Genomic DNA, 24,679 nt, shown 5'->3' on the forward strand with positions numbered 1-24,679 from the left:
CATAGCACTATTGACTCCATTCCAATAGTTGGATATTTATCCATCGCTGAGCGCACGATGCTCGCTCAGCATACGGGACAGCCGGCCAATGTGGCCAGCCTTTCAGGGAAGAGACGATGGGAAGTCGCAGCGCAAGGAAGTGCTTGGCGGTGGGTTTGCGCGCGAGGTTGTCGCGCTCATGCATCTTTTGCTGGCGGAAACAGGTCATTCGCAGGGTGCTGCTGGCATTTTTCCTGCTATCACTGTCTTGTGCCGCGATCGCTACCTCCTATGTCTATGACGCGCAAGGGCGCTTGATTGCGGCAAGCAATGACGCCGGGGAGAGTGCGCGCTATCGCTACGATGCGATGGGCAATATCGTCGCCGTGGAGCGTGTCGCCAGCGGAACCCTGGCGGTGCTGGGCTTCAGTCCTGCGCGCGGCGCCGCGGGCGATCGCGTGCTCATCCAGGGGCAGGGATTCGCCACGGTTCCGGCAAACAACAGCGTGGCGTTCAACGGGCAAACGGCCACGGTGGTGGCGGCCAGCGCGCGCGAACTGACGGTACTCGTGCCCGCCGGCGCCAGCACCGGCCCGATCTCGGTCGCTGTCGCCGGGCAGAGCGCGAGCAGCGCGCAACGCTTCGTGGTGGATGCGAATGCCAGGCAGCCGGTGATCCTCGGCGTATCGCCGTTGGTCGCCAGCGCCGGCGTGCCGATCACCGTCGATGGGCAGAACCTGTCGCCTGTCGCTGGGCAGACAGCCGCCAAGCTGGATCGTAGGACCGTCCCCCTCTCAAGTGTGACTGGCACCAGCGTCGTTTTCCCGGTGCCGGATAGAAGCGGTAGCGGTCCGGTCACCGTCACCACGCCCTACGGCAGTGCGATGAGCAGCCAGGATGTGCTGGTGTTGCCGTCGGGCGTGTCGTCGGCCGATGTCTCCAGCGTGACGCGCCTGGCCGTGGAAGCCTCGGCGGTCGATGTGGCCGCCACGGGCAAATATGCCGCGGTCCTCGTCACCGGCATGGCCGGCGACTACCTCAGCGTGCAGTTTCAGTCGCTGGGCTCGGCGACCCTGAACTATCGTGTGTTTGGCACCGACAACACGCAGATCGCCAGCGGCTCGGTGAACGTGAATCAGCCGACGCTGCACCTGCCGCGATTGAAGGCAGGCGGTACATATCTGCTGTTGCTTGCGCCAAGCACGGCTTCGGCGAACTGGAAAATGGCGGTGGAACGCGCCAAGTCGCTGATGTTGGATGGTGCCGAGACGGCGGTCGCCACCGCGGTGGCTGCGCAGGCCAAGCGTTACACCTTTTTTGCGCAGGCAGGCAGCAAGCTGGGGCTGGCGGTGACCGAGCAGGTGCCGGTCGCCGCTGGCTGGGGCACTGTGCTGTTGCAGGTGTTCGATGCCGACGGCGTCAGCCTTGGCTATCAATACTGCCATCAGGCCAACAGCGGGTGCGCGCTCAACATCGCCGCTCCTCGATCGGCGGTGTATCAGGTTCTGCTGACGCCCGCCGCGAGCGGCGCACGTACGATGCGCCTGAATCTGCTGCTGTCGTCGGATGTGTTTCAGGCGTTGCCGAAGGACCAGGACGTGGTCGCCGAAACGCTGCGCAGAGGGCAGAACCTGCGCCTGTCGTTCGATGCCGTGGCCGGCGATGCCTTCGCGTTGCAGGTGGCCAACCAGGCCACCGTGCCGGCAGGACGCGATGTGTACTATCGCGTTTACGCCCCCGATGGCACCAGTGTCGCTTCGATGGCGGTGCGTGCGGCGGGAACGGCCTACGTGACGGCGAAGGCCAGCGGAACGTATCAGGTTCTGGTCGATCCAGGATTCGGCGAAACCGTGCGCCTGCAGGCGCGCTTGAACGCCGGACAGGCTGCCGGTGGCGGCGTCGACGGCGACGCTAGCGCTTTCGAGACGCAACTGCCTGGTGACAGTGTTTATTTCGCCTTCTCCGCAGCCGCCGGCCAGAGTCTGGGGCTTGGCATGAGCGAGCTGCAGTCGAACGAGAACGGCCCGCTCAACCTCACGATCTACGGCCCCAACGGAACTCCGATAGCCGGTGCCGTATGCGAGATCGCCAATGACGGATGCGATGTGAATCTGCCGGATCTGGTGGCCGGCCGTTACGGCGTGGTGGTCGCGCCGGCTACCGCGACGCAGACGGTGCGCTTCAAGGCGACGCTGTCCAGCGATATGACGCTTGCTTTGACCCGGGACGTGGTCAATCAGGTGGCCATCGACCGGCGCGGGCAGAACGCGGTCCTGTCGTTCCAGGCCAACGCCGGTGACGCGTTGGCGTTGCAGGTTTCGGATCAGGTCACCGTGCCGGCGAACGGCTCGGTCTACTACCGCGTGTACAGACCCGACGGCACCGCCTTGTCGTCGATGGCGGCCTCCGCTTCGGGCACCCTGACGATGAACATGCCGGTCACCGGCACATACCGCCTAGTCATGGATCCGCGCCATGGCGCAACCGTGTCCTCCAAAGTACTGGTGACGACGGGAACCGCGGGCGGGCTGCAGTTGGATGCGAGCAGCGGCGAGTACACGGCCGCTGCCGGTCAGAGCACGTTCTTCAGTTTCAGCGCGTCGGCCTCGCAGAACCTGGGATTGGGCATCGGCGAGCTCACGCTGAGCAGCGGCACCTACGTCAGCGTCAAGATCGCAAACCCCAACGGTTCCACGCTCACGACCGCCACTTGCTATGCCGCCGGCGGTTGCGCGTTCAATCTCCTGAATCTTGCCGCAGGCAATTACGGAGTAACGGTGACCCCGCAGTCGGGTTCGCAGAGCATGGCGTTCAAGGCGACGCTGTCCACCGAGGTGTCGGGGTTCCTGCAGAAGGATGCGTTGAGTTCGCTGGCTATCCAACGCTTTGCCCAGAACGCGCGCCTGACGTTCGCCGGTAGCGCCGGCGAGAGCCTCGCCTTGCTCGTCTCAGAAACGGCGACCACCCCGGCAGGGCGCGATGTGGTTTATGCCGTGTATCGGCCGAACGGGGCGCTGTGGAAAACGGTGACGTCGGGTGGTAGCGCCATTTTGGCTTTGCCGAATCTCCCCGAGACCGGAAATTACCGTGTGTTCGTCGATCCGGCCGGGGGCGCCTTGCTGTCGGTCAAGCTGAAGCTGTCCACGGGTCAGGATGGCAATGTCGAACTGGATGGCACGGGCGGCACTTACCAGGCACCCGCAGGGCAAGGCGTGCATTTTTCCATCGAGACGCAGGCCGGTCAGAATCTGGGTCTGGGAATCACGGAGATCGCGGTCAATTCGTCGAACTACATCAATGTTGCGATCTTCAGTCCGAATGGCACGACGCTGTACAGCAGCAATTGCTTCGTCCAAGACGGCTGCTCGTTTCCTCTGAGAAATACGCTGGCCGGACGCTACAGCGTCGTGGTGACGCCGGCGTCGGCGGGCCAGACGATCAAGCTCCGCGCGGTGCTGTCGTCCGAATTGCTGGAGCAACTGTCGCGCGATCAGCCATTGCATCTGGCGCTGTCCAGATACGGCCAGAATGCGCTGTTGCGCTTCCAGGCACAGGCCGGGGAGTCGCTGATGCTGCTGATCGCGGCGCAGACGACGCTGCCTGTGGGGCGCGATGTTATCTATAGCGTGCTGCGGCCGGATGGCTCTGTCTGGAGGTCGCTGACGGTGAAGGTCGGCGATGCCATCAATCTGATCAACGTGCCGACATCCGGCGAGTATGTCGTCCAGGTCTACAGCAAGACAGGAAGCCCGCTGGAATCGGAGATCACGCTTTCCTCAGGAAGCCCGCTTCCGATCGATGGGCCTGCCTCGCATGTCGTGACCCGGTTGCCGGGGGAGTTCGAGCACTTCTCTTTCGTCGCCAGTCAGGGGCAGAACCTTGGGCTTGGCATCAGCGACGTGCAGGTCGTCGGCTCGGGGGGGCAGCGCATCGTTGTGTCCATCTACAAGGCCGACGGCAGCGCGTTGGCAAGCGGATACTGCGATGTCGAACGCGGCGGCTGCGACTTCGACCTGAGCAATCTCGCCGCCGGCAAGTACGCGGTGTTGATCGGCCAAGGCGAAGACCAAGCGGCGACTTACGACGTGACGCTGTCCAATGATCTTCCGCTGGATCTGCAGCGCGATACGCCGCTAGCCGTCTCTGTCGTCCGACGCGGACAGAATGCACGGCTGAGCTTCCAGGGTCAGGCCGGCGACAAGCTCGCGGTGCTGGTGCAGGGTCAGGCGACAACGCCTGTGAACGGCAGCAGCTACTACAGCGTCTATCAGCCCAATGGAACCCTGCTCACTTCAGGGTCGACGCTTACCGGCACCGCGATCGGCCTGGGCAGCCTGCCGGTGGCCGGCAAGTACAGCGTGGTGGTCGATCCCCAGTACGGGCAGACGATCGACACCTCCGTCACCTTGTCCACTGGTACTGCAGTGGCGGTGGATAGCAGCCACCCGTTCGCTGCGGGTCAGCCCGGTGCAGGCCGTTTCTTCTGGTTCGATGCGCAGGCGGGGCAGAAGCTCGACTTGGGGCTCAACCAGATCGCGCTGGCGGGCAGTGGCTTTGGTTGGGTCTATGTGACGTTCTATCGCCCGGATGGCAGCAGAATCGCCACCAGCACGAATTGCTTCTACACGTATGGCTGCGGGTTCTCCATCGACAATACGCAGGCGGGACGCTATAGCGTCGTGGTCGTGCCTTCGGAGGACTATCAGTCGTTTTCGCTGACTGCCTCGGTCTCCAGCAGGGTCGTCGGGTCGCTGGCCTGGGATGTCATGCAGTCGATAGCGTTGGACCGGCACGGCAAGACAGCTGGGCTGTCTTTCAGCGGTACAGCCGGACAAGGCGTATTGCTGCGTGTCGCCAATCAGGTGACCACGCCCGTTGGCCGGTCGGTGACCTACGCGCTCTTCCGGCCCGACGGCCAGTTCTACAGATCCTTCAGCGCCAGCGCCGGCTCCAGCAATCTGAGTTTTCCAGCGCTGCCGACGACCGGAACCTATCAATTGCGGATCGTCCCCGACGACGGCGTCGCCGCAACGATGGACATCACTTTGGACAGTACGCCCTAGAACACCGTCGCGATCCCAATGAAAGGACGCAGATCGGCAGCAGGCATGGAGCGGAGCGAACATATGACGCGGTTAAGCAACGCATGGAAGAGCGTGATCTTGGGTGGGGTGCTGGGCGCGCTGGCGTCGACGGCGGCATCCCAGCAACCGGTCTGGTCGATGGCGATCACTCCTGCGGTCGGTGTCGGCACGGTTCCCGTCTTGGTGGGGCAATCGCGTGCGATCACGCTGGCGGACGGGAGCGAACTGACGCTGGCAGCCGATGGGCGCTTGCTGCGGCATCGCCAGTCTGGCCAGCAAGCGCGCCAGATCGCGCTGCCGTCCGCGCGCATCGACGCCAGTGTCACGTTGCTGCCGAGCGGACGCGTGCTCGTCTGGGGAGGTCGCGATGCGCAGGGCCGTTTGCGGGACGGCGGCGAGTGGTTCGATCCGACCAACGCCTCCCTGGAGCCTGCGACGGGGCTGGGCTTGCGTGCGCGCTACGGGCATACCGCCACGGTACTCACCGACGGCCGCGTGTTGCTCGCCGGCGGCGTCGGCGGCGGCGCTGGTGCGCAGGTATGGGATGAGGCGAGCGGGCGCGCCATCACCTTGCCCGGGGATCTGCCGGGCGGTGGCAACGGGCAATCGCGTCTACTCGCCGATGGCCGTGTAGCGTTGCCGGCGTCCATCAACGCGCAGCGCATCGCCACCGCTGCGGTCTTCGATCCCCTAGCTGGTGGATTCCTTCCTTATCCGGCCAATTTGTCCGATCCGCCAGGAGCGCCGCGGCTTGCCGGTAGCGTGCCGATGCAAGGGGCCGACGGCGTGGCGCCGAGCACACGGCTCGCGCTGCGCTTTTCGCGTTCGCTGCACATGCCGACCCTGTCTGAGCGCACGGTCACCTTGATCGGCCCGGAAGGGCGGGTGGCGGTGCGCATTGCGCCAGTGGAGCAGGGCCGTTTGCTGTTCGTGCAACCGCGGCAGACATTGTTCCCGGATTCCCGCTACACCCTGATGATCGATGGCGCCCGTGGCGCGTCGGGGGACGCCGTTCCTCTGATCGCACTGGATTTCCGCACTGCCGCCTACGACGAGAACGGACGGCTCGCGGCGCCCATGCTGGCCGCGCCGGTGCAGGACGCTGCCGCTGCGCCCGTCGTGCAGACGACCGGCACCGGAACGGCTACGGCAGCGTGCGCGAACGGCGACCGGCCTTGCCGCCCCCACGGCCTGCTCGCCGACGGCATCTGGTACCCCGGCCAAGACAATACCGACAGCCGCTGGCGGATCTACGGCGCCTCGCAGCAGCCCGAGCACAACGCGCGTATCGCCCATATCGCCGCGACCTACCATGTCACGATGGTGCGTGGACGCGTGGTGCGCGTGGACCAGCAACCCGTGGCCGGGGTGGAGGTCAGCATCGGCAAGGAACTGGCCATCACCGATGCCAACGGCTGGTTCACCCTGTTCGACGTGCCGGCAGGCCATCAGGAAATCTATGTCGATGGCAGTTCCGCCAACGCGGCGGGCGTCGAGTACGGCCAGTTCGTGGTCGGCACCGAGGTGGCGGCTGGTCGCTTGAACGAGCTCGGTTACCTGATGCACCTGCCGCGTATCGCCGCGCGCGACAAGATCCGCATCGCATCGCCGACCCAGCAGGACATCGTGGTAGGCCACCCGGATATTCCCGGCCTGCAGTTGCATATCCCCAAGGGCACCGTCGTCCTCGATCGCAAAGGGCGCCTGGTCACCGAACTGGCCATCGTGCCGACCCCGGTCAACCGCGCCCCATTCCCGGTGACCGAAAACCACCCGATGGCATTCACCGTCGAACCCGGCGGTGCACAGATCCGCGGCCTGAATGCCAAGGCCGATAACGGCATCAAGGTCTATTACCCCAACTACGACGGTTACGCGGCGGGTACGCAGGCCAATTTCTGGATGTACGACCCCACTGACGGATGGCGCGTCTACGGCAAGGGCACGGTGTCTGCGGACGGCAAGCACTTCGTCCCGGAAGCCGGCGTTGCGTTGCATCAGACGATGGGCGGCATGTACAGCGTTCCCAGCAACGATCCGCCCAGCGAGCCAGGCCTGCCGCCCGACGGGCACTGTTGCGGCACACCCGGCAGTGGCGGCGTCGCCAATGCAGCAGATCCGATCGATCTGAAGACCGGCGAGTTCGTCCATTCCGAAACCGACCTGAGTATCGCCGACGTCGTACCGCTGAGCCTGTCGCGCAGCTACCGCCCGCACGACATGAAGCTGCGCGATTTCGGTATCGGTACCGCCTCGAACTGGAGCTATTACCTCCACAATCCTGGCGGAACCTACAATACGCTCGAGTTGGTACTGCCGACCGGCGCCTCGATCCGTTTCGATCGTGCGTCAGGCACCGGTCCACGCGGCGAGTGGCGGCAAGCGGGGTCCACCACGCAATTTTCCGGTGCCGTCCTGCAGTCGGTCTACGATCCGGATCCGCTGCAACCGTGGGGGCGAGGTTTCCGACTGACCTTGCGCGATGGCAGCCGCATGCAGTTCTCCAGCTACATGGACACCCGTCTGCGTTGGATGGAGGACCGGTATGGCAACCGGACCACATTGCTCTACGACGCAGGCATGGTCTCGCGCATCGTGTCGCCCAGCGGACGCTATTTCAGTCTTGAGTACGATGCCGGCAACCGCATCAAGACCGCGGCCGATAACGCGGGCAACACCTGGAGCTATGCTTACAACAGCAGTGGTCTTCTGGCCTCGGTCGGATATCCGGATGGCGGCAGCAAGTCCTATGCGTACCAAACCCGTGTCCAGAGCAATGCGCTGGCCCAGCATCGGATGCAGTCCATCACCGACGCCCGCGGCAAACGCGTGTTGCTGAACGAGTTCGAGGTCGTCAATGGCGTCTCCACCGGCAGGGTGATCAAGCAGACCCAAGCCGACGGCGGGATATTCACCATCAACTACGCGCACGTCGACGGCGGCACCACCGGGGTGCTGGTCACCAACCCCGACGGCAGCAAGCGCCGGGTCGTGTTCGATACCAATGGCCTCTATCCGAAGACGGACACCCTGGCCTATGGCACCGACAAGCAGCAGACGCATAGCTTCGAGCGCAACGCCTATGGCCAGACCACGGCCAGCGTCGACCCGCTAGGGCGGCGCACCGAGTACCTGTACGACGCGGACGGGCGGGCGGTGCAAGTCACCGTTTTGGCCGGAACCGCGCAGGCGCGCGTTTCCAGGTTCAGTTACAGCAGCGATGGCGATGTCCTTTCGGTAACGGATGCCCTGGGACGGGTCATGCGGATGGCCTACGACGCCAACCGTTGCCTAGCGTCGACCACCGACCCTGGCGGTCGCAGTGCGCGTTTCACCTGCGATGGTGCGGGGCTGCCGCTGAGCGCAACCAACGCCATAGGGCAGACGGTCGCATTCGAGTACGAAGGCTACGATCTGTCCAGGACGGTGGATCCGCTCGGTCGCAGCACGACGCTGCGCTACGACATCCTGGGGCGCGTCGTCGGTACTCAAGACGATCTGGGCAATGCGGCGCGGCAGGAATACGACGCGCTGGGAAGGGTCAGCAAAGCCTACGACCCATCTGGCCAGGTCACCGAAATCGGCTACGACAAGAACGGCAACGTCCTGGCGATCCTGCTGCCGCACGGCAACGGCATCACCTATACCTACGACGATCGCAATCGTCCATTGACTCGCACCGATGCGCTGGGCCAGTCTGAGTCGTGGACCTACGATACGATGGATCGTGTGGATAGCTACACCGACCGCAAGGGCCAGAAGAAGACCTTCTCCTACGACGTCCTGGGGCGGCTGGCGGTGGTGACCGACGTCGATGGCCGGACCCAGACATCCACCTACGACGCCGGCAATCGCCGGGTGTCCTTGGCCGATTCTGTGTCAGGAACATTGGCCTGGGAATACGATCTGCTTGACCAAGTCGTCAAGGCATCGACTCCGCAGGGCGACATTGTCTATGAGTACGACGCCGTTGGTCGACGCACCAAGATGACCGTCGCCGGCCAGGCGGCGCTGGAGTACCGCTACGACGTGGTCGACCGCTTGCGTACCATCTTGCAGGGTAGCGAGACGCTGTCCTTCGAGTACGACGCTGCCGATCGCCTAACCGAAACCGCGTTGCCGAATGGCGTCAAAACTGGCTATGCCTACAACAACGCCAACCAGACGACCGGCATCGCCTGGCTGAAGCCCGATGGATCGGCCCTTGGTGATTTGGGTTACGGCTATGATCGCGTCGGGCGCATGGTCGCCCAGACCGGTAGCTTTGCACCGCAGATGCTGCCGAATGTGCGCACTGCCGCGTTCGACGACAACCAGCGGCAGACCCAAGCCGATAGCCAAGCGCTCAGCTATGACGCCAACGGCAACTTGGTCTCTGACGGAGTGCGGACCTACATCTGGAATGCCCGAGACCAACTGGTTGAGATCAAGGAGGGGGCGATAAGCGTCGCCAGCTTCGCCTACGACGCACTGGGCCGGCGTACCGCTAAGACCGAGGTAGGCCAGACTATCGGCTACCTATACGATGGTTTGAATGCGGTGCAGGAGACACAGGGGGGGGTAGTCAATCCGATCCTGACGGGACTTGGTATCGATGAGCGCTATGCGCGTAATGACAATGGCGGGCGGACTTACTTTCTCACCGACCTGCTGGGAAGTACTCGGCTCTTAACCAATACGACCGGAGATGCAGTCCATCGATATGATTACGATCCATATGGGATAACCAGTCAAAGTGGTTCGCTCTATACAAATCCGTACCAATACACGGGGCGGGAGCGAGATGCCAGCGGGCTATATTACTACCGGGCGCGCTATTACAAGCCTGAATGGGCGCGATTTACTGGTGAAGATCCTATTGGGATTTTAGGTGGAATAAACGGATATCAGTATGTTGGAGGCTCGCCAACGCACTTTATTGATCCGCTAGGTCTATGGTCTTTGCAAGTCGGTGGTTATGTTCCCCTGATATTGGATGGTCCTTTTGGTCCAGGTGGGTCGCTTACTTTTACCTTTGATGGACTGCATATTGAGGCAATCAGCTTTAAGGGTGGGTTCGGTGCGGGTGGCGGGCTTTCAATAGACCCTTTTGCTGGTGCGCCTGATCCAAATGCCTGTCCGGGTAGCAATAGCATCGGGGTATACGCGGAAGGTGCATTGGCTTTAGGTCCGGTTGGTGCTGGCGGAACGTTGCGTTATGGTGGAACTCAACGTTTTAATAAAAATGGGCGTGTGGTATGGTCCGAATATGGCGGACTTGGCTTGGACTCGGCATTAGATCCAAAAGTGGTTAGCTGGAAAATGGGTGCGACAGCAAGCGTTGGCGCTGGCGTTGAAGCTACACATAATTTTTGAGAAATTTATGAAGGCGCATGAAAGAAAAATCTGGTGGAATGGTCTTCAGATATTTGGCGGGATCGCATGCGCTCCGGTATTGATGAGGTTGTTGTCCGGAGGGCCTGGCAGAGAATACAGTTGGCTTGATGTTTTTAATTTTTTTCTGGCGATAAATTTTGCAATAATAGCTGGTGGGCTTCCTCTAATCGCGTGGGAGCGTCGCAATATAGATTCTGAGCGCAGTGGATTTCTTGGGGTATTTGGGGGTTTTGTTGTAAAAGTGCATATGTTTTTTTTGTTTTCGCTTGGTTATTTTATAGGGTCGTTGATATCTTTTCCTTTCATGAAGTTTGATCCGGTTTTTCTTTGGATACCCGGGGCCATGCTTTCTGGGTGTTTTATTTTAGTGATTTTGTCTAAGCGATGGTATGGATGAATTTGCAAGGTGGTTGCTCCTGCAATGCTGCGAGCAGGACCACTGATATTGCCCGCTGGAATTTGATGGAGTCTGCTTGATCAGCTCGGGGATCTGGGCTGCGGTGACGAGTGCGTTAGTACAAGCGACCCACACAGCGTTTCCCGGGCGGCCGCTCGCGCGCTGATCGCGATGTACGAGCACAGCGTCTACGTGCAGTCGGTGATCTAGGGCATCTATGCCTTCGACCAGTTCGGCGTGGAACTGGGCAAGCAGCTGGCCAGCCAGCTGCTGCTGGCGCTGCAGGGCGAGGGCACCGAAGCCGCCGACCCGGTGACGCGCGCTGTGTTGGCGCGGTTGCGCGGCTGAGACTTACCGAGTTGCAGCATGATGAGCGGCATGCTCATAGAGGCGGCGCAAGCAAGATCGCCGCCTTGTTGTTTTTTCTGATCAAGGAACGTGGCATCGGTACAGAAAGCCGCAAGCTCGTTTTGCTGCGAGTCGGCGGTGCCGACAACGAGCGAAAGTCAGTGTGAGCCGCAATGGCATCCAGATCGGCGCGCTGATCGCGCTGCGCCACCATGAGCGGTACGATGGCAGCGGTTACCACATCGCTGCTCGGATTCATGTCATTGACCAACGCGGTACTGACGCGATCCGGGCATCGTCGGATTTTCCCTCGCTGGGCGCGGGTCCAGCCGAAGACAACACTGCGGCGAGCACTATGCATGACGCTCTTGCCAAGCGGATGACACTGCTTGCTTGGCATGGGAAAAGGCATGCCTGCTGGCCGGCCCGGCATGCTTTCGAAAGCCGCAAAATCTGCCAGCAGCACAGCGGCGCACGTATACTCAGCCGTCTCTTCCCTGCCGCTGCATGGATGCCTGCCGTATGCGTTTCTCTGTGCTGGTCGGTTCGCTTGCCGTATTGCTGTCCGCTCTTTCTTGCACGCCCGTGTTGGCGGCGGAACCCGACATATTCGGCATCACATTGGGAGCGCCGCTGGCACTTCCCGTTTGCCAGATTTCCTTGCCATCCCCGCCTGCTCGCCCTCGCATCACAGGCTTGGGTGCTAGGGCGTTCAACAAGCTGACGGCGCCGCCACCGGAGCCAGCAAAGGCCGTTCTGCCCGCCACAGGTTTGTGCATAGCGCCTGGTACGACGAACATGGCAGTGGGCAACACCGAGTTCGGGCCAGGCGAATACGGTTACCTGGTGTTCGCGCAGGCTGAATTCCCGGCGTGGATTGCGCCCATCGGCCTGTCGACAGGCGCGGGAGCAGGTGATGCCTTTTCGTTGGAAGGTGCGGGCGGCCTGGTGTTGTTGCGCAATGGGCGCGTGATCGCGTTGCGCTTCAATACGACCGGGTTTGAGGCGCAGCAGCGCGTGATGGAACTGCTCGAGCGCAAATTCGGTTCGCCGAATTCGCAAAAGGCCGTTGCTTGGAATAACGACCTGGGCGGCAGCCGCGAATCGATTTCCGCGCAATGGCGCAAACCCGGGTTTTTTGCGGAGTATTCTTCTGTCGTGCAGGCACAAGGGCTGTCTGGGGGCACGGGGTTTCTCAGCATCGGTAACGACTTGGGTTGGCAAACGCTGAAGCCAACGAGCAAGGAAGCGGAGTTCTAGTCTGCTGAGTGGGGCGGGGCGATCATTTGGGGCGGGTGCCGCGACAGGCCTTGGAACCTGTTCGCTCTATCGAGCGGCAACGTGGTGAATGCCGGATAGCCCCCCGGCCGGCGATGTCTGTGTTCTTCGCGCTCTGCATGTCCGCCGCGCCGCAGTCCGAGCGTGGCGTGCATTCGCGCCAGCCCTCGCACGCAAGACCCGCTTCGTCATCGCCATTGGCGCAGCGCGCGAGTTCGGCAGTCCATCAGCCAGCGGCATCGCCGCGCGCTTGCCTGGCGTTCTCGCGCACTGCGCCCACACCCATACGCTGCCGTTCGTCGCTGTTCGCGAAGAGCGCCTCACGGCGGTGCATCGGCGCCGTGAACGCCCCTGCACATCCTGCACACAGGAGCCTTACGGCGCTTGGCGGTAACATGAACGGGCATATAACACTTCAGCTTTGGACCGACGATGCCAGACAACGTAGAGGGAACCGAGGAGCGCCCGATCCAGATCAGTCATCTGGACTTCCCGGTGGTGGGCATCGGCGCGTCGGCCGGCGGCCTGGCCGCGGTTTCGGCGCTGCTGGCGAACCTGCCCGCGGACAACGGCATGGCGTTCGTGGTCATCCTGCATCTGTCGCCCAAGCACGAGAGCAGTGCGGACCGGTTCCTGCAGCGCTCCACGCGCATGCCGGTCATTCAGGTCACCCAGCCGCAACGGATCGAACGCAACCACATCTACGTGATCTCGCCGTCGGTGGACCTGGTGATGAACGACGGCAGCCTGGTCGTGCAGGACGCCACCCGCCCGCGGGGGCGCCACACCGCCATCGATACGTTCTTCCGCACCCTGGCGCTGGCGCACCGTGATCGCGCGGTCGGCGTGGTGCTGTCCGGCACCGGCGCGGACGGCTCGGTCGGCATCGCCGCGCTGAAGGAACACGGGGGCGTGACCCTGGCGCAGGCGCCGGACGACAGCGAATACGACGACATGCCGCGCAACGCCATCGCCAGCGGCTTCGTCGACTTCGTGCTGCCGGCGGTGGAAATGCCGCCGAAGCTGCTGCAGCTCTGGCACAACGCGCGCGAGATCGTGCTGCCGGTGAAGGACGAGATCGACGAGCCGATGATGGCCAAAAGGTACGCGCCAGCCGCGGCGACGAGGAAGCGCTGCGCGACATCCTGAGCATGCTCAGTTCGCGCACCGGGCACGACTTCCACCATTACAAGCGCGCCACCGTGTTGCGCCGGATCGAGCGGCGCTTGCAGGTCAACCTGCTCAAGGACATCGGCAGCTACCGCGACTTCCTGGCGGACAACGAGGCCGAAACCGCCGCGCTGCTGAGCGACATGCTGATCAGCGTGACCAATTTCTTCCGCGACCGCGAGGCGTTCGAGGCGCTGGAACGCGACATCGTGCCCGGCCTGCTGGAGCGCGGCCGCGACAGCGGTTCGGTGCGGGTGTGGACCCCGGGGTGCGCGACCGGCGAGGAACCGTACTCGGTGGCGATGTTGCTGTCCGACGAGGCCGCGCGCAGCGACTCGCCGCCGGCGATCCAGGTGTTCGCCACCGATATCGACGAGCGCGCGCTGGCCCGCGCACGCGCCGGCCTGTACCCCGATTCCATCGTGACCGACGTGCCGCCGACGCGGCTGCGCGAATATTTCAGCCGCGAGCACCACCAGTACCGGGTCAAGAAGCATGTGCGCGACCGGGTGCTGTTCGCGCTGCACAACGTGCTGCGCGACCCGCCGTTCTCGCGCGTGGACCTGATCTGCTGCCGCAACCTGCTGATCTACCTGGATCGCGACATCCAGGCGCGGCTGCTGCACATGTTCCACTTCGCGCTGACGCCGGGCGGCTACCTGTTCCTCGGCAACTCCGAATCGGCCGATGCGGCGGCGGCGCTGTTCGAGCCGGTGGACAAGAAGAACCGGATCTACCGCGCCCGCGCGCAGTCGCGCAATCTGCAGACGCCGAGCCTGCCGCTGCGCACCGGGGTGCGCGGCGGCAATGCGCTGCTGCCGTCGGCCACCCGCGCGCGCGGGTTTTCCTTCGCCGACGTGCATCAGCGCGTGCTGGAACACTACGCGCCGCCCAGCGTCGTGGTCGACCCGGACTACAACATCGTGCACATGTCGCGCGAGGTCGGCCGGTTCATGAAGTTCGGCGGCGGCGAGCCCAGCTACAACCTGCTGGCGCTGGTCGATCCGGACCTGCGGCTGGAACTGCGCAGCGCGCTGTTCCAGGCCGTGCATACCAAGCGCAGCGTGGAGGCGCGCCAGGTGTGCCTGGAACGCAACGGCGCGCGCAGCTATCTCAACATGGTGGTGCGGCCGTTCCGCGACCCCGATGCCGACGCCAATTTCATGCTGGTGTTCTTCGACGAGGTCGACGACACGCTGAGCCCGAAGCAGGCCGGCGAAGCCCTGCCGGCGAAGGACGCGATCGTGCTGCGCCTGGAGGACGAACTGCAGGCCACGCGCGACCGGCTGCAGACCACGATCGAGCAGGCCGAGACCTCGACCGAGGAGCTGAAGGCCTCCAACGAGGAACTGCAGGCGATCAACGAGGAACTGCGCTCGGCCACCGAGGAGCTGGAGACCAGCAAGGAAGAGCTGCAGTCGCTCAACGAGGAGTTGACCACGGTCAACTACGAACTCAAGAGCAAGGTGGACGAAGCGGCGGAGATCAACGACGACCTGCGCAACTTCATCGCCTCCACCGAGATCGCCACGATCTTCGTCGACGCGGACTTGCGCATCAAGCGCTACACGCCGCATGCGGAGGCGATCTTCAGCATCATTCCCGCCGACATCGGCCGGCGCCTGCTGGACATCACCCATCGCCTGGACTACCAGGAGCTGGCCGCCGACGTGCAGGCCGCATTCGCGTCGCTGCAGGTGCGCGAGCGCGAGGTGCGGGCGATCGACGGGCGCACCTACATGGCGCGCGTGCTGCCGTACCGCACCCAGGAGAACCGCATCGATGGCGCGGTGCTGACCTTCGTCGACCTGACCCGGCTGCGCCTGGCCGAACAGCAGGCGCGGCCGCCGGGCATTCCGGCGCGCGCGTTGCTCGGCGGTGGCGGCGAGCTCGGTCTGGTGGTGGTGGACGCGGACGGCGCGGTCGTGCGTTGGAGCGCCGGCGCCACCCAACTGCTGGGCCACGCGGCCGACGACATGCTGGGCCAGCCGTTCGCGCAACTGTACGTCGCCGCTCAGCAGGCCACCGACACGACGCCCGACCGGGCCGCGCAGGACGGCGAACCGCGAACCGAGCGCCGCGCCTTGCGCTGCCGCAACGGCCAGACCTGCGAGCTGTTCGAGACAGCATTCCGACCGGCGCCGCAGCCGAAGGGGCGCTGAAGCTGCTCTGGCGCGCGCAGGAAACGGCGGCCGACGCCGCGAATGCGATGGTGGTGGCAGGCGGCGATGCGGACCAGGATCTGAAGGGCGATTTCCTGGCGGTGATGTCGCACGAGCTCAAGCATCCGCTGAACCTGATCAGCGTCAACGTCGAGCTGATGTCGCGCATGTCCGAAGTGCGCGCGTCCAAAAAGGGCATGGCGATCGTGGATGTGGTCAGGCGCGCGATCCACAGCCAGGCCAAGATCATCGACGATCTGCTGGACCTGTCGCGCATCCGCACGGGCAAGTTGCATCTGAACATCGGCGACCTGCCGTTGCTGCCGCTGACGCGCAACATCGTGGAGGTGGCGTCGGCCGACGCTGCGGCCTCGGACCTGCAGGTGAACCTGGTCTGCGAAGACGAGGACCTGCTGGTGCGCGGCGATCCGCAGCGGGTGGAGCAGATCGTCTGGAACCTGGTGTCCAACGCGATCAAGTTCACTCCGGCCGGCGGCCGCGTCACCGTGCTCATCTCCAGCGTCGGCGGCTATGGCCGCCTGGCGGTGGAAGACACCGGCCAGGGCATCAGCCCGGATTTCCTGCCGCGCGTGTTCGACATGTTCGGCCAGGCGGCGGCGCGGGCGGCGAGCAAGCAGATCGGCCTGGGCATCGGCCTGGCGCTGGTGCGGCAGCTGGTGGACCAGCAGGGTGGCCGGGTCGAGGCATTGTCGAAAGGCCTCGGCCACGGCAGTACCTTCGTGGTGTGGTTGCCGCTGGCCAAACCGGTCGCCGTGCCGGCCTTGCCCGACAGCGATCTCGGTGCCGAATCCTGCGCCGGCCTGCAGGTGCTGGTGGTCGACGACAGTCGCGACACCGTCGAATCGCTGGCGGCGCTGCTGGAACTGGAGGGCGCGGAGGTCAGCGTGGCCACCACCGGCGCGGCCGCGCTGGAGATCGCCGCCGCGTCGCGCTTCGATATCGTGCTGTCGGACATCGGCATGCCCGACATGAACGGCCTGTCGCTGATCGCCCGCTTGCGCCAGTTGCCGAACTACGGCGACGTGCCGGCGCTGGCGCTGTCCGGTTTCGGCGCGCAGGCGGACGTGGCGCGCGCGCTGGCGGCGGGGTTCACCTCGCACGTCAACAAACCGGTGGCGATTGACATGCTGCTGGCGGAGATCAGGCGCCACACGCGTTCGCGTCGTCGCAAGCAGCACTAGGCATGGCGGCATAGCGGCGTCGCACGTTCGCAGGCATGTTCGCGCGCCGCCTGCAGGGTGGCGCGCGCGGCGCCTTGCGAGGCTTTGCGCGCGCCGATCGGCGTCGGCGCGATGCGTGCCGGCGGCCATGCGCTCGGCGTGCCGCAGATCCACGCGAGAGCACGCGGTCGCCGGCGCATGCGCAGACGATCGCGACCTGCGCATGAGGTGAAGAAAACGCCCGTGTATTTGCGCACCATGTTCACGCCATCCGGCTATGCTCGGTGGTGGGGGATGCGCCAGCGAGGGACGACGATGAGCGAGCAAGAACTGATGCACGACATCCGCAACGAGGTCAACTCGATCTGCATGGCCGGCCGCCTGGCCAAGCGTGCGGCGGAATTGGGCCAGGATGCACTGGTCCGCGATTGTCTGGAGAAGATCGACATCGCCTGCGAGAAGTGCGTGAAGTTGCTGGTGCCGACTGCGAGCGAGCAAGGCCACCGTACGGATGACGCCACCGCGGCCGTTGCGAACGATCGATAGGGCGCATGCGTTGCGGCGGGCGCCGGTCCTTGCCGATGCCGCGGTGCGACTGGCGCCCTGATCCGTTGTCGAATGGCGCTGCGATGTGTACGCAGCGCGTTCTGGCGATCACGTCCCGGTCCTGGGGCGGAGGCCGGGAGTGCCCGGCCTACTCGGGGCGGCGATCGACGATCGCTGCATCGCACATATCGCAAATATGGACGGCAGCATCCGCGCTGCCTGCCAATGGTCCGCCTTTACCTGGCATGCGCTGTGGGGTCTTGCCGCATGCGTCGGCGGCGCCGGCACCCTACGGCCGCGCACTTTTGCGCAGCCCGTCCGCGGCGCCATGTTGTGCTGCAGCAATTTTGGCGACGGCGCGGGCAGGGCGTCCCCGGGTGCAGATGGGTTCCGGGGCGTATGTCCTGGCTTCGAAGGTATTCCGTTGCTATAGCGCAATCCGATATGACCCTGCGCGCACGGCATACGCGCGTTGTCGGTTGACACCGTTCGCCAATTGCGAAAGCGTAAGCGGCTGGTTGCGCGCCGGGCCGCTCCGGCCGCGAGGCGAGGGGCGCCGCACTCATCAAGTTCCTGGGAGGGAAGATCTTGCAAAAACAGTCCGCTGGCGTGTCCGCGCCGCTTCGCAATGCGCTGGCCACCGCCGCCGCGCTGGGCCTGCTGGCCTTGGCCGCGGCCGGCCCCGGTCAATCGGCTCCGGCTCCGGCAACGGCTGCCGCGTCCGCCGCGCCGCCGGCGATCCATCCGCAGCTGTGGCCGTCGCCGGCCTGGCCGCTGGCCGAGGATGCGGCGCTGGAGGCGCGCATTTCCAAGTTGATGGCGCAGATGTCGGTGGAGCAGAAGGTCGGTCAGATCGTGCAGGGCGACATCGCCAGCATGACCCCGGACGACGTGCGCAAGTACCACATCGGCTCGGTGCTGGCCGGTGGCAATTCCGATCCCGGCGGCAAGTACGATGCCAGCCCCGCGGAATGGCTGAAGCTGGCCGACGCCTACTACGACGCGTCGATGCAGAAAGGCAAGGACGGCCCGGCGATCCCGATCATCTTCGGCATCGATGCGGTGCACGGGCAGAGCAACATCGTCGGCGCCACGCTGTTCCCGCACAACATCGGCCTGGGCGCCACCCGCAATCCGGAGCTGATGCGCAGGATCGGCGCGGTCACCGCCGCCGAGACCCGCACCACCGGCATGGAGTGGACCTTCGCGCCCACCGTGGCGGTGCCGCAGGACGACCGCTGGGGCCGCACCTACGAAGGCTATTCCGAATCGCCCGAGGTGGTCGCCAGCTTCGCCGGCAAGGTGGTCGAAGGCCTGCAGGGCGTGCCCGGGCAGCCTGGATTCCTCGACGGCTCGCACGTGATCGCCTCGGTCAAGCATTTCCTCGGCGACGGCGGCACCACCGACGGCAAGGACCAGGGCGACACCCGGGTCAGCGAGCAGCAGTTGCGCGACATCCACGGCGCCGGCTATCCGCCGGCGATCGCCGCCGGCGCGCAGACGGTGATGGCCTCGTTCAACAGCTTCAACGGCGTGAAGATGCACGGCAACAAGCCGATGCTGACCGACGTGCTGAAGGGGCAGATGCATTTCGGCGGCTTCGTGGTCGGCGACTGGAACGGCCATGGCCAGGTCGCCGGTTGCCGCAACGACGATTGCCCGGCCTCGTTCAATGCCGGCGTGGACATGCTGATGGCGCCGGACAGCTGGAAGGGCTATTACGAAAGCGCGCTGAAGGCGGTCAAGTCGGGCGAGATCCCGATGACGCGGCTGGACGAGGCGGTGCGGCGGATCCTGCGGGTGAAGCTGCGGCTGGGCCTGTTCGAGGCCGGCAAGCCGTCGCAGCGCCCGCTCGGCGGCAAGTTCGAGCTGCTAGGCGCACCGGAGCACCGCGCGGTGGCGCGGCAGGCGGTGCGCGAGTCGCTGGTGCTGCTGAAGAACCAGAAGCAGCTGCTGCCGCTGAAGCCGCAGGTCAAGCTGCTGGTCGCCGGCGACGGCGCCAACGACATGGGCAAGCAGTCCGGCGGCTGGACGCTGAACTGGCAGGGCACCGGCACCAAACGCGCCGACTATCCGAACGGCAACACCATCTGGGAAGGGTTGCAGGAGCAGGTCAAGGCCGCCGGCGGCAGCGCCGAACTGGCGATCGACGGCACGTACCAGGCCAAGCCGGACGTGGCGGTGGTGGTGTTCGGCGAGAACCCCTACGCCGAGTTCCAGGGCGACATCGCCACGCTGCTGTACAAGCCCGGCGACGACAGCGACCTGCAGCTGATCAAGAAGCTCAAGGCCGAAGGCATTCCGGTGGTGGCGGTGTTCCTGAGCGGACGCCCGCTGTGGGTGAACCGCGAGATCAACGCCGCCGACGCCTTCGTCGCCGCGTGGCTGCCGGGCTCGGAAGGCGGCGGCGTCGCCGACGTGCTGCTGCGCAAACCCGATGGCGGCGTCCAGTACGATTTCCACGGCAAGCTCAGCTTCTCCTGGCCGCGCAGCGCGACCCAGTACGCCAACAATGTCGGGCAGAAGAACTACAACCCGCAGTTCGCGTTCGGCTACGGCCTGACCTATGCCGACAAGGGCGATCTGAGCCGCCTGTCCGAAGTCTCGGGCGTGTCCGGTGCGCAGGCGGTGGGCGGGGTGTACTTCGAGCGCGGCAAGCCGGCGGCGGGCATCAACCTGATCCTGCAGGGCGCCAGCCAGGCCAATCTGCCGGCGGCGACCATGCCGGCGGCGCTGGCCGATGGTTCGCTGCGGATGACCGCGGTCGACCACAAGGCGCAGGAGGATGCGCGCCGTCTGCAATGGTCGGGCAAGGGCAAGGCGGGGGTGGCGCTGGTGCTGCCCAAGCCGGTGGACGTGTCGCGCGAGAGCAACGGCGACGTGCAGCTGATCCTGACCTTGAAGGTGGACGCGGCGCCGAGCGCCAGCACGACCATCGGCGTGGGCTGCGGCAACGGCTGTGCGGCGCAGGTCGATCTGGGCAAGGCATTGGCGGCGCTGCCCAAGGGCGAGTGGCGCGCGCTGGGCGTGCCGTTGAAGTGCTTCAGCGTCGCCGGCGCCGACGTGGCCAAGCTGGAGCGGCTGCCGGTGATCGAGAGCGACGGCGCGCTGGACCTGTCGCTGTCGCGGATCGCGCTGGGCGCCAGCAACGACGCGCAGAGCGTGGTCGACTGCCCGGTGCGCTGAGCCGCGCGCCGAGCGAGCACTGGCGGCGCTGTTCCTGTCGAACGGCGTCGTCGCTTGCTGAAACGCACGCAAGCGTGGCAAGACAGGAACACCAGCGCTGCAGACGGACCCGCCGGAGCAGGTGAGCCGCGCGGCCGCACCGCCACGGCTGCGCTCCTGCGTTCAGGCACCCGATTGGCAAGAACTCTCAGCAACCCCTGTAGGAGGGGCTTCAGCCCCGACAGTAGGCCGACAAGGTCCGTCGGCACTGAAGCCCCTCCCACAACAGCCTGCCTCCGAAGCAGGCCTGTCTCTATCGCCTGATCGCCGAAGGTCGCGGCGAATCGGGTGCAAGCATGCGCCGTCCCGCCGGGACGGGTTCATCGATACACAGGCGAAGGGCCGCGGCCCGTGGGAGAAAGTGCAGTGGGTCTGGCGACGTTGGATGTGGCGATCGTATTGGTCTACCTGACGGGCATCTTCGTGCTCGCGCAGTGGGTATCGCGGGAAAAGGCCGGGCACAGCAAGAGCGCCGAGGACTACTTCCTGGCCGGCAAGACCCTGCCGTGGTGGGCGATCGGCGCCTCGCTGATCGCGGCGAACATCTCCGCCGAGCAGATCATCGGCATGGCCGGGTCCGGCTATGCGATCGGCCTGGCGATCGCCTCCTACGAATGGATGGCGGCGCTGACCCTGCTGATCGTCGGCAAGTTCTTCCTGCCGATCTTCCTGCGCAACGGCATCTACACCATGCCGCAGTTCCTGGAGCAGCGTTACGGCAAGTGGATCCGCACGCTGATGGCGGTGTTCTGGCTGCTGCTGTACGTGTTCGTCAACCTGACCTCGATCCTGTGGCTGGGTTCGATCGCGGTGAGCCAGGTCACCGGCATGGACCAGACCCTGGCGCTGGCGCTGATCGGGGTGTTCGCGCTGGTCTACCAGCTGTACGGCGGGCTCAAGGCGGTGGCGCTGACCGACATCGTGCAGGTCACCCTGCTGGTGCTGGGCGGCCTGCTGGTGGCCGGGCTGACGCTGTCGCGCATCGGCGACGGCGCCGGCGTGCTGGCCGGCTTCAAGCACCTGTGGAACGCGCACCCCGAACACTTCCACATGATCCTGTCCAAGGACAACCCGTTCTACAAGGACCTGCCGGGCCTGAGCGTGCTGCTGGGCGGGCTGTGGGTGATGAACATCAGCTACTGGGGCTTCAACCAGTACATCATCCAGCGCGCGCTGGCCGCCAAGGACATCGGCGAGGCGCAGAAGGGCATCGTGTTCGCCGCGTTCCTGAAGCTGCTGATGCCGTTGGTGATCGTGGTGCCGGGCATCGCCGCGGTGGTGCTGGCGCCGGACCTGGCCAAGCCCGACCAGGCGTATCCGACGATGATGCAACTGCTGCCCACCGGCGTGCTCGGCTTGGTGTTCGCCGCGCTGGTGGCGGCGATCGTGGCCTCGCTGGCGTCGAAGATCAATTCGGTGGCGACGATCTTCACCCTGGACTTCTACGCCAAGTTCCGCCCGCAGACCGAACAGAAGCAGCTGGTGCGCGTGGGCCGCATCGCCGCGGTGGCGTCGGTGCTGGTGGGCATCCTCACCGCGCGGCCGCTGCTCGGCAACTTCGACCAGGGGTTCCAGTTCATCCAGGAATTCACCGGCTTCTTCACCCCGGGCGTGGTGGTGATCTTCATGCTCGGCCTGTTCTGGAAACGCGCCAACGAAGCCGGCGCGCTGACCGCGGCGATCGGCTCGGTGGTGCTGTCGTTCGCGCTCAAGTTCGCCTGGCCGGAACTGCCGTTCATGGACCGCATCGGCGTGGTGTTCGTGGCGGCGCTGGTGCTGGCGGTGGCGGTGTCGCTGGCGACCCCGGCCCGGCAGGCGCACGACCTGATCCGCACCGACGACGTCGGCTACGGCACCACGCTCGGCTTCAAGATCGGCGCGGTCGGCGTGGTCGCGATCCTGATCGCGCTGTACGCGGTGTTCTGGTGAGCCACCGCTGAGCAGTGGCGGCGACCGCGCGCCCGCGGTCGCCGCGGGTTCGGCGGCTGCTGCCGGCGCTGGCGCGGACGCGCCTCAGGCGCCGCGCCAGGGCGTGGCCAGCCAGGCGTCCAGCGCCGCAGCCGGCATCGGCCGCGCGATCCAGTAGCCCTGGCCCTCGTCGCAGCCCCATTCGCGCAGCATGGCGTAGATCTCTTCGGTCTCGATGCCTTCGGCCACCACCTGCTGGCCGAAGTCGTGGCCGAGCCGGATCATCGACGGCACGATCATGCAGTCGGTGCGGCTGCTCGGCAGCGTGCGGATGAACGACTGGTCGATCTTCAGCGCGTTGGCGGGGATGCGCTTGAGGTAGCTGAGGTTGCTGTAGCCGGTGCCGAAATCGTCGATGGCGATCTTCACCCCCAGCGCGCTGATCTCCTGCAGCTGTTCGGCCACGCGTTGCGGATGCCGGATCATCGCGCTCTCGGTGAATTCGATCTCGATGCGACCCGGTTCCAGCGCGTGCCGCGCCAGCAGCTCGCGCAGCGTGGCGATGAAGTCGGCCTGTTCCAGGTCCACCGCCGAGACGTTCAACGAGACGCTGAAATGATGCCCCTGCCGCTGCCACAGCGCGGCCTGGGCGATGCCGGCCTGCAGGACCCAGGCGGTGATCCGGCTCATCAGCGCGGTCTTTTCCGCCAGCGGGATGAATTCGTTCGGCGCGACCGTGCCGAGCAGCGGATGCTGCCAGCGCAGCAGCGCTTCCACGCCGACGCATTCGCCGTCGCGCAGGCTGACCCGCGGCTGGTAGTGCAGGCTCAGTTGCTCGCGCGCGTCCAGCGCCTCCGGCAGCGCGGCCAGGATGCGGAAGGCGTTGCGCTGGGTGGCGTCGTGGCTGCGTTCGTACAGGCTCCACGGCAGCCCGCGCTGGCGCGCCATGTCCACCGCGGTGGTCAGTGAGCGCAGCGTGTGGTTGGCGCTCAGCGTGCCGTCCAGGCGCACCGCGCCGATCGACGGCGTCGCCGCGTGCGGGATGCCCTGGTGCTCGATCGCCTCGGCGAAGGCGCTGCACACGTGTTCGCAACGCTGCGCCAGGCGCGCGGGGTCGTTGCCTTCCACGACGAAGGCGAAACTGGTGGTGTCGATGCGGTAGGCGGGTGGCCCGTCCAGCGCCGCGAGCAGACGATCGCGCGCGGCCAGCAGGTAGCCCTCGGCGTACTCCCAGCCCAAGGCCTTGACCATGTCGCGGAAGTACTCGGTGCCGCACACGTCGATCGCCACGCCGGTATCGTGATGGTCGGCGCTCTGCAGCGACAGCCACATGGTCAGGTCTTCGTTGAAGCGGCTGCGGTTGGGCAGGCCGGTCAACGCATCGACGAAGCTGGTGTTGCGCAGGGTCTCGATCCGCATCAGCAGCAGATCGCGCAGCTCCTGCAGGGTGCGGCGCGATTGCGCGTCGAACGTGCTGCGCGGTTCGGTGTCGATCACGCACAGCGTGCCCAGGCCGCTGCCGTCGGCCAGCAGCAGCGGCGCGCCGGCGTAGAAGCGGATGAACGGCGGTCCGGTGACCAGCGGGTTGTCGCGGAAGCGCGGATCCTGCTGCGCATCGGCCACCACCAGCAGCTCCGGGCTGTGCAACGCATGCGCGCAGAAGGCTTGGTCGCGTGGCGTCTGCGGCACATCCAGGCCGACCCTGGCCTTGAACCATTGGCGCTGCTCGTCGATCAGCGAGACCAGCGCGATCGGCGCGTGCAGGGTGCGCGCGGCCAGCTGGGTGATCAGGTCGAACACGCGATCGGCCGGCGTGTCGAGCAGGCACAGCTGGCGCAGGCTGGCCAGCCTGCGCGATTCGTCGGGCGGCGGCGGGGGAGGAGAAGAGGAATGCATGCCACGGTAGCGGCGTGCGGATGGGCGACTTGAGGGGCGCGGTGCGGGTGGGGTGGCGGCGCGGAAGATGAACGACCGCATGTGAAGGGATGCAGCGGCACGGCGCCGGCCCGCCGTGGCGGCGGCGCA

At 65.4% G+C, this 24,679-nt stretch carries 13 protein-coding genes and 1 pseudogene; 11 read left to right on the forward strand and 3 right to left on the reverse strand.

The genetic code is table 11. The features are described from left to right. Window positions 1–149 precede the first annotated feature (149 nt). The 4 genes and pseudogenes from VDQ83_RS06215 to VDQ83_RS06230 form a co-directional block, all read left to right on the forward strand. Entirely contained in the window at window positions 150–5,042 is a 4,893-nt protein-coding gene (locus VDQ83_RS06215; RefSeq protein ID WP_455434292.1) for an IPT/TIG domain-containing protein, read from the forward strand. 63 nt (window positions 5,043–5,105) lie between these two features. Next, window positions 5,106–10,418, forward strand: a complete 5,313-nt coding sequence (locus VDQ83_RS06220) for an RHS repeat-associated core domain-containing protein (protein WP_455434242.1) — start codon at window positions 5,106–5,108, stop codon at window positions 10,416–10,418. A gap of 7 nt (window positions 10,419–10,425) precedes the next feature. Then, a complete protein-coding gene (locus tag VDQ83_RS06225; protein ID WP_455434243.1) occupies window positions 10,426–10,836 on the forward strand; it encodes a hypothetical protein in 411 nt (136 codons plus the stop codon). Between the two features lie 150 nt (window positions 10,837–10,986). Continuing rightward, window positions 10,987–11,184: pseudogene (locus tag VDQ83_RS06230) on the forward strand (glucose-6-phosphate isomerase); the annotation flags it as partial. Window positions 11,185–11,218: 34 nt separating this feature from the next. On the opposite strand, the gene VDQ83_RS06235 reads toward VDQ83_RS06230, so the two are convergent. Then, the gene (locus VDQ83_RS06235) at window positions 11,219–11,650 is read right to left on the reverse strand and encodes a hypothetical protein (protein ID WP_455434244.1); all 432 of its coding nucleotides are present in this window, start codon (window positions 11,648–11,650) and stop codon (window positions 11,219–11,221) included. Window positions 11,651–11,706: 56 nt separating this feature from the next. Between VDQ83_RS06235 and VDQ83_RS06240 the strand changes: the two genes are divergently transcribed. From VDQ83_RS06240 to VDQ83_RS06255, 4 genes are all read left to right on the forward strand, one after another. Further along, window positions 11,707–12,444 carry a hypothetical protein gene (locus VDQ83_RS06240; protein WP_455434245.1) on the forward strand — a complete coding sequence of 246 codons (738 nt, stop codon included), beginning with the start codon at window positions 11,707–11,709 and terminating at the stop codon, window positions 12,442–12,444. A 450-nt stretch (window positions 12,445–12,894) separates the two neighbouring features. Beyond that, entirely contained in the window at window positions 12,895–13,611 is a 717-nt protein-coding gene (locus VDQ83_RS06245; protein ID WP_455434246.1) for a chemotaxis protein CheB, read from the forward strand. A 2-nt stretch (window positions 13,612–13,613) separates the two neighbouring features. Further along, window positions 13,614–15,794, forward strand: coding sequence for a CheR family methyltransferase (locus VDQ83_RS06250; protein ID WP_455434247.1), 2,181 nt, complete (start codon window positions 13,614–13,616; stop codon window positions 15,792–15,794). A 47-nt stretch (window positions 15,795–15,841) separates the two neighbouring features. Beyond that, window positions 15,842–16,996, forward strand: a complete 1,155-nt coding sequence (locus VDQ83_RS06255; protein ID WP_455434248.1) for a hybrid sensor histidine kinase/response regulator — start codon at window positions 15,842–15,844, stop codon at window positions 16,994–16,996. On the opposite strand, the gene VDQ83_RS06260 is transcribed toward VDQ83_RS06255, so the two are convergent. Beyond that, window positions 16,993–17,235: a hypothetical protein gene (locus tag VDQ83_RS06260; RefSeq protein ID WP_455434249.1), complete on the reverse strand. Its 243-nt coding sequence runs from the start codon at window positions 17,233–17,235 to the stop codon at window positions 16,993–16,995. The two genes, VDQ83_RS06255 and VDQ83_RS06260, sit on opposite strands and share 4 nt — an antisense overlap. Before the next feature lie 55 nt (window positions 17,236–17,290). Between VDQ83_RS06260 and VDQ83_RS06265 the strand changes: the two genes are divergently transcribed. The 3 genes from VDQ83_RS06265 (at window position 17,291) to VDQ83_RS06275 (ending at window position 22,675) form a co-directional block, all read left to right on the forward strand. Further along, a complete protein-coding gene (locus tag VDQ83_RS06265) occupies window positions 17,291–17,521 on the forward strand; it encodes a hypothetical protein (protein ID WP_263398133.1) in 231 nt (76 codons plus the stop codon). Between the two features lie 588 nt (window positions 17,522–18,109). Next, window positions 18,110–20,707, forward strand: coding sequence for a glycoside hydrolase family 3 protein (locus VDQ83_RS06270; protein WP_455434250.1), 2,598 nt, complete (start codon window positions 18,110–18,112; stop codon window positions 20,705–20,707). A 405-nt stretch (window positions 20,708–21,112) separates the two neighbouring features. After that, the gene (locus tag VDQ83_RS06275; RefSeq protein WP_309915463.1) at window positions 21,113–22,675 is read left to right on the forward strand and encodes a sodium/sugar symporter; all 1,563 of its coding nucleotides are present in this window, start codon (window positions 21,113–21,115) and stop codon (window positions 22,673–22,675) included. An 84-nt stretch (window positions 22,676–22,759) separates the two neighbouring features. Here the strand turns inward: VDQ83_RS06275 and VDQ83_RS06280 are convergent, their stop codons facing one another. After that, window positions 22,760–24,550 carry a putative bifunctional diguanylate cyclase/phosphodiesterase gene (locus tag VDQ83_RS06280; protein WP_455434251.1) on the reverse strand — a complete coding sequence of 597 codons (1,791 nt, stop codon included), beginning with the start codon at window positions 24,548–24,550 and terminating at the stop codon, window positions 22,760–22,762. Window positions 24,551–24,679: the final 129 nt, after the last annotated feature.

The sequence above is a fragment of the Xanthomonas sp. WHRI 7945 genome, from assembly GCF_035026585.1.